14 protein-coding genes are annotated in these 12,618 nt (G+C 73.8%); 8 read left to right on the top strand and 6 right to left on the bottom strand.

Annotation, left to right across the window (positions count from 1 at the left end; translation table 11 throughout):
- The 4 genes from EW117_RS28955 to EW117_RS28940 all read left to right on the top strand — a co-directional run.
- A partial coding sequence (locus EW117_RS28955) for a D-sedoheptulose-7-phosphate isomerase (RefSeq protein ID WP_207212126.1) occupies positions 1 to 600 on the top strand: 600 nt, incomplete at its 5' end.
- Complete coding sequence (locus EW117_RS28950; protein WP_129790183.1) at positions 597 to 2,126, top strand: PfkB family carbohydrate kinase; 1,530 nt, start codon at positions 597 to 599, stop codon at positions 2,124 to 2,126. The genes EW117_RS28955 and EW117_RS28950, both read left to right, overlap by 4 nt.
- The gene (locus EW117_RS28945; RefSeq protein ID WP_129790182.1) at positions 2,123 to 2,881 is read left to right on the top strand and encodes an SDR family oxidoreductase; all 759 of its coding nucleotides are present in this window, start codon (positions 2,123 to 2,125) and stop codon (positions 2,879 to 2,881) included. The genes EW117_RS28950 and EW117_RS28945 overlap by 4 nt, the downstream gene beginning before the upstream one ends.
- A gap of 25 nt (positions 2,882 to 2,906) precedes the next feature.
- Positions 2,907 to 3,959, top strand: coding sequence for a glycosyltransferase family 9 protein (locus EW117_RS28940; RefSeq protein ID WP_129790181.1), 1,053 nt, complete (start codon positions 2,907 to 2,909; stop codon positions 3,957 to 3,959).
- Here EW117_RS28940 and EW117_RS28935 read toward each other — a convergent pair.
- Positions 3,853 to 4,803: an NAD-dependent epimerase/dehydratase family protein gene (locus EW117_RS28935; protein WP_479725120.1), complete on the bottom strand. Its 951-nt coding sequence runs from the start codon at positions 4,801 to 4,803 to the stop codon at positions 3,853 to 3,855. The two genes, EW117_RS28940 and EW117_RS28935, sit on opposite strands and share 107 nt — an antisense overlap.
- A 259-nt stretch (positions 4,804 to 5,062) precedes the next feature.
- Between EW117_RS28935 and moaC the strand changes: the two genes are divergently transcribed.
- Both moaC and EW117_RS28925 read left to right on the top strand, forming a co-directional pair.
- Entirely contained in the window at positions 5,063 to 5,533 is a 471-nt protein-coding gene (gene moaC, locus EW117_RS28930; protein ID WP_129790179.1) for a cyclic pyranopterin monophosphate synthase MoaC, read from the top strand.
- On the top strand, positions 5,530 to 5,769 hold the full coding sequence (locus EW117_RS28925) for a MoaD/ThiS family protein (protein ID WP_129790178.1): 240 nt from the start codon (positions 5,530 to 5,532) through the stop codon (positions 5,767 to 5,769). The genes moaC and EW117_RS28925 overlap by 4 nt, the downstream gene beginning before the upstream one ends.
- A 152-nt stretch (positions 5,770 to 5,921) precedes the next feature.
- On the opposite strand, the gene EW117_RS28920 is transcribed toward EW117_RS28925, so the two are convergent.
- The 3 genes from EW117_RS28920 to EW117_RS28910 form a co-directional block, all read right to left on the bottom strand.
- Complete coding sequence (locus tag EW117_RS28920; RefSeq protein ID WP_129790177.1) at positions 5,922 to 6,437, bottom strand: MogA/MoaB family molybdenum cofactor biosynthesis protein; 516 nt, start codon at positions 6,435 to 6,437, stop codon at positions 5,922 to 5,924.
- Positions 6,434 to 7,375, bottom strand: a complete 942-nt coding sequence (locus EW117_RS28915; protein ID WP_129790176.1) for a sulfite exporter TauE/SafE family protein — start codon at positions 7,373 to 7,375, stop codon at positions 6,434 to 6,436. Before EW117_RS28915 ends, EW117_RS28920 begins: the two co-directional genes overlap by 4 nt.
- A gap of 152 nt (positions 7,376 to 7,527) precedes the next feature.
- Positions 7,528 to 7,986, bottom strand: coding sequence for an RrF2 family transcriptional regulator (locus EW117_RS28910; protein WP_129790175.1), 459 nt, complete (start codon positions 7,984 to 7,986; stop codon positions 7,528 to 7,530).
- A gap of 54 nt (positions 7,987 to 8,040) precedes the next feature.
- Between EW117_RS28910 and modA the strand changes: the two genes are divergently transcribed.
- A complete protein-coding gene (gene modA, locus EW117_RS28905; protein ID WP_242504646.1) occupies positions 8,041 to 8,838 on the top strand; it encodes a molybdate ABC transporter substrate-binding protein in 798 nt (265 codons plus the stop codon).
- Complete coding sequence (locus tag EW117_RS28900; RefSeq protein ID WP_207212125.1) at positions 8,835 to 11,006, top strand: ABC transporter permease; 2,172 nt, start codon at positions 8,835 to 8,837, stop codon at positions 11,004 to 11,006. Before modA ends, EW117_RS28900 begins: the two co-directional genes overlap by 4 nt.
- Positions 11,007 to 11,120: 114 nt before the next feature.
- On the opposite strand, the gene EW117_RS28895 is transcribed toward EW117_RS28900, so the two are convergent.
- Positions 11,121 to 12,380: an AGE family epimerase/isomerase gene (locus tag EW117_RS28895; RefSeq protein WP_129790174.1), complete on the bottom strand. Its 1,260-nt coding sequence runs from the start codon at positions 12,378 to 12,380 to the stop codon at positions 11,121 to 11,123.
- Positions 12,377 to 12,618: hypothetical protein (locus tag EW117_RS29905; protein ID WP_207212124.1), on the bottom strand; the 242-nt coding region annotated here is incomplete at its 5' end. The genes EW117_RS28895 and EW117_RS29905, both read right to left, overlap by 4 nt.

Raw genomic sequence — 12,618 nt, 5'->3', positions numbered from 1 at the left:
CGCAGGCACCGCGACGACCTGACGGTCGGCCTGGACCACGTGAGCTCCAACCTCGGCCGAATCGAGTCCTGGGGTCAGGACCTCGCTGACCGCCTGCTCTCCGGCCAGCGCCTGCTGGTAGCGGGCAACGGGGGCAGCGCCGCCGAGGCGCAGCACCTGACCGCCGAGCTCGTCGGCCGCTTCGAGGACGAGCGGGTGCCGCTCGCCGCGATAGCCCTGCACGCCGAGACCTCCAGCCTCAGCGCGATCGTCAACGACTACGGGTCGGACGAGATGTTCGCCCGGCAGGTAGCGGCGCACGGCCGGCCCGGCGACGTCCTGCTGTGCCTGTCGACGTCGGGGTCGAGCGCCAACGTGCTCGTCGCGGCCCGGCGGGCCCGGGAGCTCGGGCTCACGACCTGGGCGCTCACCGGGCAGGCCCCCAACCCGCTCGCCGCCCTGTGCGACGACGCGCTCACTGTGCCGTCGGCGTCCACGTCCACCGTGCAGGAGATCCACCTCGTCGTGGTGCACACGCTGTGCGCGGTGCTCGATGCCCGCGTCGCCGCGCGCGCCCAGGACCGCGAAGTGCGGCCGCGGACGGCGGAGGTCCGCGCATGACCGGGAGCTTCGCCCGACCGGCCCGGCCACGCATCGCCGTCCTCGGCGACATCCTGCTCGACCGCGACGTCGACGGATCGGTCACCCGGCTGGCCCCCGACGCGCCGGTGCCCGTCGTCGACGTGTCGGAGGTGCGGCAGAGCCCGGGCGGGGCGGGGCTCGCCGCCCTGCTGTGCGCCCAGCGTGCCGACGTCGTGCTCGTCGCGCCCCTCGCCGACGACGCGGACGGCCGCGAGCTGCGCCGTCAGCTCGCCGACGTCACGCTCGTCCCCCTCGGCCACGAAGGCCCGACACGTCGCAAGACCCGGGTCCGCGGCTCCGGGCAGGGCCTGGTCCGCGTGGACGACGGCGGACCGGGCACCCCTGCCGGCGTGGACGAGGCGACCGTGCGCCGCGTGCGCGAGGCCGTCGCGGGCTGTGACGCCGTGCTCGTCGCCGACTACGGCGGAGGCCTGACCCGGGAACCGCTCCTGCGGGAGCTGCTCGCCGAGTCCGCCGAACGGGTGCCGCTCGTCTGGGATCCGCACCCACGGGGCGGCGAACCGGTACGGGGCGCCGCGCTCGTGACGCCGAACGCGGCCGAGGCCGAGCGGGCTGCGCGACGGCTCCCCGAACCGCCCACGGACGGGGACGCCGGAGTACCGGCGGTGGCCGACGTGCTGCGCCGGGCCTGGGACGCGCAGGCCGTCAGCGTCACCGCCGGGGACCGCGGTGCCTTCGTCGCGACCCGGCCGGACGCCGGCTCGGGCGGCGTGCCCGGCGTCGTCCGCCACCTGCCCGCCGAGCCCGTGCAGGGACCCGACCCCTGCGGCGCCGGCGACCGGTTCGCCGCCACCGTGGTGGACCGGCTGGCCCGCGGGGACGGCGCCGCGACCGCCGTCCGGGAGGGTGTGGTGGCGGCGAGCACCTGGGTCGCCTCGGGCGGCGCCGACGGCTTCCGCCGGGCACGCCACGCCGCCCGGGAACCCGCCGAGCGGACCGGTCCCGTCTCCGGCGTCCCCATTTCTGACGGCCCGGTATCCGGCAGCCCCGCGTCCCTGGAGGAGATCGGCGCCCGGCTCCGAGCGGCGGGAGGGACGCTCGTGGCGACGAGCGGCTGCTTCGACCTGCTGCACGCCGGTCACGTCACCATGCTGGACGCCGCACGACGACTGGGCGAGCACCTCGTGGTGCTCGTCAACTCCGACCGGTCCGTGCGCCGCCTCAAGGGTCCCGAGCGACCGGTCGTGCCCCTGGCCGACCGGCTCCGCGTGCTCGAGAGCCTCGGCTGCGTCGACGCGGCGGTCGTGCTGGACGACGACGAGCCGTCGCGCGCCGTGGCCGCGCTCCGGCCCGACATCTGGGCCAAGGGCGGCGACTACACCTGGTCCGACCTGCCCGAGGCCGCGGTCGTCCGCTCCTACGGCGGGCGCGTCGTGACCCTGCCCTACCTTCCCGGCCGCTCCACCACCGGCCTCGTCGGCCAGGTCCGGGCGGCCGAACCCGTACCCGCGTCGATCCCACCGACCATGAGGAGGTCATCATGACCGCAACCACCACCACCGCGGACGCCGCGCGATCCAGCGCCCCGGCTCCCGCTGCCTCCCCGCTCGCACCCCGGTCCGTCGGCACCGTGTTCGTCACCGGCGGCTCGTCCGGCCTGGGCGCGGCGCTCGTCGACGTGCTGGCCGCCGCCGGCGGCACGCCCGCCGTCCTCGACGTCGCCGAACCGAGCGCCGACGTGCCGTTCGCCGCGGCCGACCTCGCGGACCCGGGTGCCGCGCAGGCCGCCGTCGACTCGCTGGTGGAACAGGTCGGCCCGCCCGACGCGGTGGTCACCGCCGCCGGGATCGACGCGTGCGGCCCGCTGCTCGACATCGCCCCGGAGGACTGGGAGCGCGTGGTCCGCGTCAACCTGTTCGGCACCGTGGCGGTGATCCGAGCGGTCCTGCCCCACCTGGAGGAACGGCGCGGCACGGTGGTCACCGTCGCCTCGACGCTCGCCCTGCGCGGCGCGGGCGACGCGACCGCGTACTGCGCGTCGAAGTGGGGCATCCGCGGCTTCACCCAGGCCCTCGCGGCGGAGTACGCGGGCCGGGTGGGCGTGACCTGCCTGATCCCCGGGGGCATGCGGACGCCGTTCTTCGACGGCCGCACCGACCAGTACAAGCCAGGCCCGGACGCCGACCTCAACGATCCGGCGGCGACCGCCGGCGCCGTGCTGACCGCCCTGACGCAGCCGCCCGGGAGCGAGATCCGGGAGCTGCTGGTCATGGCGTCGGGAGAGGCATCATGGCCGTGACCGGGCGGTACACCGGGAGCGCACCATGACCGTCCTCGTGCTGCGTGCTCTGGGCCTGGGCGACGCACTGACCGGCGTGGCCGCGCTCCGCGGGGTGCGGCGGGCCTGGCCGGGACACCGGGTGGTGCTCGCCGCGCCCCAGCCCCTCGGACAGTGGCTGACCGACCTCGGCGTCGTGGACACGGTGCTGCCGGCCCGGGGCCTGACCCGGCTCCCCTGGCCGTGGGCCGGCCCCGGCGGCGCCCAGGACGCCCCCGGGTGCCTGGCGGTGAACCTGCACGGCCGCGGGCCCGAGAGCCACCGCGTCCTGCAGGCGACCCGGCCGGACGCCCTGATCGCCTTCGACAACATCGAGGCCGGGCACATCGGCCCCGACTGGGACGAGACCGAGCACGAGGTGCTGCGCTGGTGCCGGCTCGTGCGGAGCGTCGGCGGAAACTGCAAACCTGACGACCTCCGCCTCGGCCCCGAGGACCCACCGGGCGGACGGTCACACGTGCTCGTGCACCCCGGGGCGGCCGCGGCGGCCCGCCGGTGGCCCGCTTCCCGCTGGGCGGCGGTCGTCGCCGCGCTCGCGGCACGGGACCACGACGTCGTCCTGACCGGGTCGGAGGCCGAACGGGCGCTCTGTCACCGGGTGCTGCTGGAGGCCGACGCCGGCGACGCGGTGCGTGACGTCTCAGGGCAGCTCAGCCTGCCGGCGCTCGCCGAGCGGGTCGCCACCGCACGGCTGCTGGTGAGCGGGGACACCGGCGTCGCTCACCTCGCGACGGCGTACGGGACGCCGTCCGTCACGCTGTTCGGGCCTACGCCGCCGGCGCTCTGGGGGCCTTTGATCGACCGGGCCCGGCACGTCGTCGTCTGGCACGGTGAGCCGGGCGCGCCGCCGCGCGACCCGAACGCGAGCCGTCTCGACCCGGCGCTCGCCCAGGTCCCGGTGGATGAGGTGGTCGCCGGGTGCGAGTCAGCGCTCACGCAGCTCCCCGCGAACGAGAGCGAAACCACGACACCGTCCGGGCCAAGCCGTCCGCCCAGGCCACCCGGGGCGCCCATCCCAGCTCCGTTCGGGCCAGGGTGATGTCGGGGCAGCGCATCCCCGGGTCGTCGACCGGCCGCTCGACGTGCTCGGTCCGGGACCGCGAGCCGGTCGCCCTGATCACGTCCTCGGCGATCCGGCGGACCGTGAGCTCGTGCGGGTTGCCGAGGTTCATCGGGCCGGGGTGCCCGCTGCGCGCGAAGGCGAGGAGCCCGTCCACGAGGTCGTCGACGTAGCAGAGCGACCGCGTCTGCGAACCGTCGCCCGCGATGGTGAGCGGTTCCCCCGCGAGCGCCTGGCGGACGAACGTGGGCACCACGCGCCCGTCGCGCTCGCGCATGCGCGGCCCGTAGGTGTTGAAGATCCGGACGATCCCCGTGTCGGTCCCGTGCGCGCGCCGGTAGCCGGCGGTGAGCGCCTCGCCGAACCGCTTGGACTCGTCGTAGACGCTGCGCGGGCCGACGCTGCTCACGTTCCCCCAGTAGTCCTCGGTCTGCGGGTGGACCTGCGGATCGCCGTACACCTCGGACGTGGAGGCCAGGACGAGGCGCGCGTCATGCCTCTCGGCCAGCTCGAGCGCGGCGCGGGTGCCGCGCGAACCGGCGTCGAGAGTCTCGATCGGGTGCTCGAGGTAGTCGACGGGCGAGGCCGGCGAGGCGAGGTGCAGCACCAGGTCGACACCGGGGCGCAGAGCCGCCGCGACCGCGCGGGAGCCGAAGCCGTCGGCGACATCGCAGTGCTCGAACCGGAACGCGGGATGTCCGAGGAGCCCGCCGAGGTTGGCGGTGGCTCCGGTCAAGAGGTTGTCGAGGCACACCACCTCGGCGCCGGAGTTGATGAGCACCTCGCACACCCTGCTGCCCACGAAGCCGGCGCCTCCGGTCACGACGGCCCTCATCGCGGGGCCTCGCCGGGACGTACGGTCCGGGCGTCGCTGGTCATCGGTCGTCCTCTCGCCGGGGTCCGACAGGCCTGGTCTCGACCGCACCGTTCCACCGTGCACCGGGGGCGACCCACTCGCAGCCGAGCCCGGGACGGTGGTCCGGCCGGGGGCTCGTCCTTCGGCCCGCCGGGTGAACGCACGGGCCGTGCGGATGTCTCCGGGGCTGTCTCCGTGACCGGCCGGGACGTGACACCCTGGTCCCGTGAGCTTCACGCATCTGGACGACCGCGGCCAGGCCCGCATGGTCGACGTCACCGCCAAGCAGCCGACCATCCGCTCCGCGACGGCCTCGGGCACGGTCCGCTGCGGCCCCGATGTCGTGCGGGCGCTGCGCGACGGCGCCGTGCCCAAGGGCGACGTGCTCGCGGTGGCCCGCATCGCGGGGATCGCCGCCGCCAAGAAGACGCCGGAGCTGCTGCCGCTGGCCCACGTGATCGGTGTGCACGGCGCCGCGGTGGACCTCGACGTGACCGACGACGGCGTCTCGATCACGGCGACCGTCCGCACCGCGGACCGCACGGGCGTCGAGATGGAGGCCCTCACGGCCGTCGCCGTCGCGGGGCTCGCCGTGGTCGACATGGTCAAGGGCCTGGACAAGTCCGTCGTGCTGGCGGACGTGCGCCTGGAGCGCAAGACCGGCGGCAAGTCGGGCGACTGGGTGCGCGCGGAATGATCACCGTCCGCTACTTCGCCGGGGCCCGCGAGGCCGCGGGACTCCCCGCCGAACAGCTCGCCGGCCCGACGTCGGTCGCCGCCCTCCGCAGCGCGCTCGTCGCGGGGCACCCGGCCCTGGGCGCCGTCCTACCGAAGTGCGCCCTGCTGGTGGCGGGCGCCCGCACCACATCGGACGAGGCCCACATCCCGGACGACACAACGGTAGACGTCCTCCCCCCGTTCGCCGGCGGCTGACCCCACCCCGCCGAGGTAGAACCCCGGCGAGGTAGAACTGTGGCGAGATAGAACTGTGGCGAGATAGAACTGTGGCGAAGTAGGACCGTGGCGAAGTAGGACCGTGGTCCCGCTACGGTTCTACTTCGCCGCAGTTCTACCTCGCCAGAGTTCTACTTCGGCGAAGGGGGCGGGTGGTCGGAGCCGTCCAGCTGGGAGCGGACGTGCGGCCAGAGCGTGAGCACCACCTGGAGCCCGTCACGCACGCCGCCCGACGATCCAGGCAGGTTCACGACGAGGGCCCGCGTCCCGTCCGTCGCCCGCGCGACACCAGCCAGCCCCCGGGAGAGCGCGGCCGTCGGCACGCCTGCCGCGATGCCCTGCTGGCGGACCGAATCGGCGATCCCCGGGATCTCGTAGTCGAGCACCTCGCGCGTCCCCTCGGGCGTCAGGTCACGCGGCGTGATCCCCGTGCCGCCGGTCGTGATCACAAGCCGGGCGCCGTCGTCGAGCGCGGTCCGCAGCACGTCCCGGACCGGCTCGACACCGTCGGGCACCAGGTGGGTGCTCACGTCGGTGAGGCCGGCGTGTTCCAGCAGCGACACCGCCGTCGGACCGGACCGGTCCTCGGCCTCGCCGCGTGCACAACGGTCGGAGACGGTGATCACCGCTACCCGGTCGGACGTCATGCCGACACGCTATCGGCCTCCGGCTCCTGCGGCTGCGGCGTGACGTCCGACTCCTGCGGCTCGGCGGCCTCGATCGCCTTGTCCCGGCGGTACGCGCGTACGGACCAGGCCACGGCGGAGGCCCAGGCGATCCAGATCACCACGTACACGGCGGTCTTCACGCCGTCGCCGGCGGCGATCCAGTCGCTGTTGAGCAGCGTCCGCGTGTTCGTGAGGACGATGACGCCGCCCACGAGCGAGCCGAGAACCCGTGGCGGCACGAGGCGCACCAGCCAGGCGGCGATCGGCGCGGCGATCAGGCCGCCGATGAGCAGGGCCAGCACCCAGGTGAGGTCGATGCCCTCACCGCTGAGGCCGACGAAGAAGCCGACGCTGGCCGCGATCGCCACGAAGAACTCGCTCGTGTCGATCGAGCCGATCACCTTGCGCGGCTCCATGCGGCCGCTCGCCAGGATCGCGGGCGTGCCCACGGGGCCCCAGCCGCCACCGCCGGTGGCGTCCATGAAGCCTGCGACCAGGCCGAGCGGGGTGAGGAAGCGACGGCGCAGCGGCTTGTCCGACCGCACCGGCAGCCCTTGCACGGTGAAGCGGAGCAGCACGTAGACGCCGAGCCCGAGCAGGATCAGCGACATGACCGGCGCGGCGATCTCGGTCGAGAGCGACGACAGGAACGTGGCGCCCGCGAACGCACCGATCGCGCCGGGGATACCGATGCGGGCCACGACCTTCCAGTCCACGTTGCCGAAGCGCCAGTGGGAGGCGCCCGAGGCGAGCGTGGTGCCGATCTCGGCGAGATGCACGGTGGCCGACGCCGCGGCGGGGTTGGTGCCGATGGCCAGCAGCAGCGTGGTGGAGGTGACGCCGTAGGCCATGCCCAGACTGCCGTCCACCAGCTGCGCGCCGAGGCCGACGAGCGCCAGCAGGATCAGGGTTCTCATGGTCGTGACCTTCCAGGTCCGGGGATACGGCACAGGCGCGTACGAACGGCCCGTGCCAGAGTAACCACCTAACCCGGTCGGAAACAACAAGCATCTCAAACATCGGATAAGTGCGCATGCAAAACTTCACCCGATGCCCTGCGGGCCGCCTCCTACGAGTTGGACCAGGCAGACTCGCCCTGCGTCAGCGCGCGGACGTCGGCCGGCAGGGTCCCCGCCACCAGGTCGGCAAGCGATACGGCCTCCAGCACCGCGCGCACGTTGGCGCGCAGCGCCACCCAGACGTGCAGCAGGGGCGCGGCCGGTCCCTGGAACTCCAGGTCGGACGGCCGGTTGCCGCGGACGAAGACCAGCGGCCCATCCACGGCACGCACCACGTCGGCGATGGTGATCGTCTCGGCCGCCCGCGCCAGCCGGTAACCGCCACCCGCCCCACGGTGGCTCGTGACGAGCCCGTCGCGGCGCAGATCGCTCAGGATCCCCTCCAGAAAACGGTGGGGAATGTCCTGCGCCCGGGCCAGGGCCTCGGCGCGGACAGGTCCGTCGTGGTCGGCAGCCGCGAGCTCAGCGGCTGCCCGGACGGCGTAGTCGGCTCGTGCGGAGATCCTCATGGACTCATTCTCTCCTGTACGTCGTGCACAGTACGCCGGGATAGCCTCGGCACCGTGTCGACTCTTGTGACCTTACTCGCCGCCGCCCGGCGCAGGGCGCTCCCGCGGGGTCTCGCGGCGAGCGCGGCGCTCGGGGTCGGGGCTGGCGTGGTCCTGGCGGGATGCGCCCCGGTGTCGGACGGCGAGACGCTGACCGTCCTGGCCGCCGCCTCGCTGCGCGAGCCGTTCACCGCGCTCGAGGCGACCTTCGAGGAGGCGCACCCCGGCGTCGACGTGACGGTGTCGTTCGGCGGGTCGTCCGACCTCGCCGACCAGATCGAGGCGGGCGCCCCCGCGGACGTCGTCGCCACCGCGGACGAGCCCACGATGGCCCGCCTGTCCGACGCCGGACTGGTCGCCGCGCCCACCGTCTTCGCCACGAACGTGCTCACGATAGTGGTGCCGACCGGCAACCCCGGCGACGTCCAGGGCCTCGCTGACCTGCGCCGGAGCGATGTCGACGTGGTGCTGTGCGCGCCGGAGGTGCCGTGCGGCCGGGCTGCCGCCGCGGTGGCCGAGGGCGCCGGCGTCACCCCGCACACCGTGAGCGAGGAGCCCAGCGTGACCGATGTGCTGGCCAAGATCGCCCTCGGCGAGGCGGACGCCGGCCTCGTCTACGTCACCGACGCGGCCACCGAGCCCGACGACGTCGAGACCGTCCCCACGCCCGAGGCCGCCGAGGTCGTCAACCGGTACCCCGTCGCGGTGCTGGCCGAACCGCAGGCCCCTGACCTCGCCGACGAGTGGATAACCCTCGTCACCGGTGAGGAGGGCCGGACGGCGCTGTCGGAGGCGGGGTTCGGCGCACCGTGAACGGACTGCCGCGCTGGGTGGTGCTGCCGGCGACGCTCGGCGCGCTCCTGGTCGTCCTGCCGGTCGCGTCGCTGCTCACGCGGATCGACGTCGGCTCCCTGTGGTCGCTCCTGACCTCGCCGGGTGCCCGCGACGCGCTGTGGCTGTCGCTACGCACCTCCGTGGTCGCGACCCTGCTGTGCGTGGTGCTCGGCGTGCCGCTCGCGCTGCTGCTGGCCCGGGCGTCATTCCCCGGACGGCGTGTGGTGCGGGCGCTGCTCCTCCTCCCTCTCGTCCTGCCGCCGGTGGTCGGCGGCCTCGCGCTGCTCACCCTGCTCGGGCGCAGCGGGCTGCTCGGCGGTGCGCTGGACGCCCTGGGTATGCGTGTCCCGTTCACGACGGCGGCCGTGGTGCTCGCGCAGGCGTTCGTCGCGCTGCCGTTCCTGGTCCTGACGCTGGACGGCGCGCTGCGCTCGCACGACACCGCGCACGAGGACGTCGCGGCGACGCTGGGCGCCCGGCCGACCAGGGTGCTGGTGCGGGTGACTCTGCCAGCGCTCGCACCGGCGCTGGTCTCGGGAACGGTCCTGGCCTTCGCGCGGGCGCTGGGCGAGTTCGGGGCGACCATCACGTTCGCCGGCGCGCTCCAGGGCGTCACTCAGACCCTTCCTCTCGAGATCTACCTCCAGCGCTCCTCCGACCCGGACGCCGCCGTCGCGCTCTCCCTCGTGCTCGTCGTGGTGGCGCTGGTGATCATCGTCGCGGCGTACGGGCCCTGGTTCCAGCTGGGCGAGGGCGAAGGTCCGGGTGACGGCTCCGGGGACGCGGGCTCGGCAGGCGTGAGATCGGCAGGCGTCCGGTCGGCGGATGTGCGCTCGGCGGACGACGGATCGGCCGCTCGCCCTTCGGTAACCGGGGCGACCACCGGCGCGCCGCAGCCGCACGAGCCGGGCGGTCGTCCGGGCGGCAGGAAGGGCGTCCGCCCGCCTGCCGCGCTGAGCCTGCGTGTCCGGGTGCCCGACCGCGACGTCGATGTCGCCCTCGACGTGGCCCCCGGTGAGGTCGTCGCCGTCCTGGGGCCGAACGGCGCCGGCAAGTCGACGCTGCTCCAGGCCATCGCTGGCCTCGGCGACCTCGGCGGAGACATCACGGTGACCCTCGGCGATCGTGTCGTCGCGGAACCAGGCATACGCCCGACGCCGCCGCGTGACCGCCGCGTCGGCTGGCTCGGACAGCGCGCGCTGCTGCTCCGGCACGCGTCCGTCGGCGACAACGTGGCCTTCGGCCCCTTGTCTCGCGGGACGCGGCGGGGCGAGGCCCGTGCGCTCGCCCACACCCTCCTGTCCGACGTCGGCGCCGCGCACCTCGCCGCGCGGCGCCCCCACGAGCTCTCGGGCGGCCAGGCCCAGCGCATAGCGATAGCACGTGCTCTGGCGACCGATCCGGACGTTCTCCTCGTCGACGAACCGTTCTCCGCGCTCGACGTCGGTGCGGCGCAGCACGCCCGGCTGTTGCTGCAGGCCGCGCACCGGTCCGCACCGCGCACGACGTTGCTCGTCACCCACGACCTCCTGGATGTCGCCCAGCTCGCCGACCGCGTCGTCGTGATCGAGGACGGCCGTGTGGTCGAGGACGGCCCGGCCGCGGAGGTGCTCACCAGACCGCGCTCAACGTTCGGCGGACGGTTCGCGGGAGTAAATCTGCTGGTAGGCAGGGTTGTGTTGGCTGCAACAGGAGAAGGGCGGGTGGCTGCGGTCGGGACAGCCGAGGCCGGGACGGCCGGGGCGTCGGGCGCCGTGCTGGCCACGCCCCTCGGCGAGGTCCACGGCACCACCGAGGACCCGCTCGAGGCGGATACCGAGGCCGTGGCCCTCTTCGAGCCACGCGCCGTGTCGGTACACCGTGACCCGCCGGGCGGCAGCCCACGCAACGCCTTCTCGGTCGTGCTCACCGGCATCGAACCGCACGGTTCGCTGCTACGAGTCTGGGCCGACGCCGGACAGGACCAACGCGAGGTCGCCGGCAACACCGCCCGGTCAGATCGCGGCACCGACGCCAGCGACGGCGGGATCGCGGTGCGTGTCGCGGCCGATCTCACGCCCGCAGCGGTCGCGGAGCTTGGCCTGCTACCCGGAGAGCGGCTGTGGTTCGTCGTGAAGGCCGCGGAGGTGACGGTGCTCCCGCGGTGAGCGCTCCACTCGCGGCGGGCTTCGTTCCGGTGGCCAAATCAGAACGCCCTGCGGGGCCGGTCAATTCTCTCGACCGGCGCCGCAGGGCGTTCTCGTGGGTGCGCAGTGAGCAGCTCAGGCCAGGATCCGGCCCGCCCGCTCCGCCGAGGCGGCGAACGATCCGGTCAGCGGCAGCTCCGACAGGATCACCGCCTGCGCGGCGTGATAGACGTCGGGCTTGCCGATCCAGGTGCGGCCCGAGGGACGGTTCTCGGTGTCGAGCTCGTGATGCCAGGACCCGTGCTCGGCGTCGACCAGGTGCTCCTGGATCCATCCCCACCATTCGCGTTCAAGCTGTGCATAGCGCTCGTCGCCGGTGACTCGCCCCAGCACCTGTGCGGTCGCGACCGCCTCGGCCGCTACCCAGTGGAAGCGGCGCGGCTCGACCGGTGTGCCTGACCAGTCGGTGGTGTAGACGAAGCCGCCCCCGCGTTCGGCGTCCCACCCGTCCGCGACCGCCCGGTCGAAGAGTGCCGTGGCAGCTTCGGTGCGCCGCCCGGGTGTGCCGGCCTCCGCGTCGATCTGCAGCAGCAGCCGCGACCACTCGAGGCCGTGCCCCGGTGTAGCTCCGTACGGCTTGAACGGATCATGCGGCCGGTCCGCGTTGTACTCGAGGAGCGGGTTCCACGTGGCGTCGAAATGCTCGGGAATCCGCCACTCGTTCGACGCCGCCCAGCGCGCCACCCGGTCGCCGATCGCGGCTGCCCGCGACAGCCAGAGGCCGTCCCCGGTAGCGGCATGCGCCGCGAGCAGCGCCTCCACGGAGTGCATGTTCGCGTTCACCCCGCGGTAGCCCGACGTCCTCGACCAGTCACGTGACCGTTCGTCCAGGTGCAGCTTCTCCTCCGGCTCCCAGAACCGTGCGTCCAACACTGCGAGTGCCTTGGTGAGCAGTTCCGATGCACCGGCGATACCTGCGACCTTGCCCGTGGACGCAGCCAGTACGACAAACGCGTGCGCGTAGGCCTCCTTCGTCCCGACGAGCTCGTCGCCCTCACCGCGGGAGGCAAGCCACCCGCCGAACTCCGGATCCGCCAGCACGTTCTGAAGGCCACTGATCGCCCGCGCGGCGTACACGTCCGCGCCGCCCACTCCGAGCAGGTGCCCGATCGCGAAAATGTGCGCCATCCGCGACGTGATCCACGTTTCTACGGGATGTGTCAGGTCTGGCCGTCCCGCATCGTCGAGCCAGCATGCCGCTCCGTCCTCACGGATCGACCTCTCGGCGAAACGCAGCAACGAGACGAAATGGTCCCTGCGCCACGCGGAGTCGGAGATGCCTGCGGGCTGGATATTGGTGGAGCCCGCGCCGGTGCGGGTCGTGTCTGCGTTCACACGAGCCACGATAGCTGCGGCGGCCGTGTGGGCGGCAAGTTGCCCAGGGCAGCCGCTGTCTTGCGCCGGCCGGAGTGCCCGTCGAGGCCGATGCCGGCGACAGCACTGGTGCCGGGCATCGGCTCGAGCGCCGAGCGGGCGTCCGGGCGCGTGATCAAGCGGCCGGTGGCCGGCGGGATTCTGGGGGAATGCAGTAAGGGGGTGGGATCAGCCTGAACCAGAATCCTGGTCCGTGCTG

The sequence above is a fragment of the Promicromonospora panici genome, from assembly GCF_900608595.1.
Classification (GTDB): Bacteria; Actinomycetota; Actinomycetes; order Actinomycetales; family Cellulomonadaceae; genus Promicromonospora; species Promicromonospora panici.
Note: the sequence above shows the minus strand (reverse complement) of the source record. Positions and strands in the feature narration are given on the sequence as shown.

Coding starts and splice junctions, on each gene's coding strand:
- EW117_RS28940 (WP_129790181.1), top strand. CDS start 2,907: ATGACCGTCCTCGTGCTGCGTGCTCTGGGCCTGGGCGACGCACTGACC.
- EW117_RS28910 (WP_129790175.1), bottom strand. CDS start 7,986: ATGAGGATCTCCGCACGAGCCGACTACGCCGTCCGGGCAGCCGCTGAG.
- EW117_RS28920 (WP_129790177.1), bottom strand. CDS start 6,437: ATGACGTCCGACCGGGTAGCGGTGATCACCGTCTCCGACCGTTGTGCA.
- EW117_RS28925 (WP_129790178.1), top strand. CDS start 5,530: ATGATCACCGTCCGCTACTTCGCCGGGGCCCGCGAGGCCGCGGGACTC.
- EW117_RS28950 (WP_129790183.1), top strand. CDS start 597: ATGACCGGGAGCTTCGCCCGACCGGCCCGGCCACGCATCGCCGTCCTC.
- EW117_RS28915 (WP_129790176.1), bottom strand. CDS start 7,375: ATGAGAACCCTGATCCTGCTGGCGCTCGTCGGCCTCGGCGCGCAGCTG.
- EW117_RS28945 (WP_129790182.1), top strand. CDS start 2,123: ATGACCGCAACCACCACCACCGCGGACGCCGCGCGATCCAGCGCCCCG.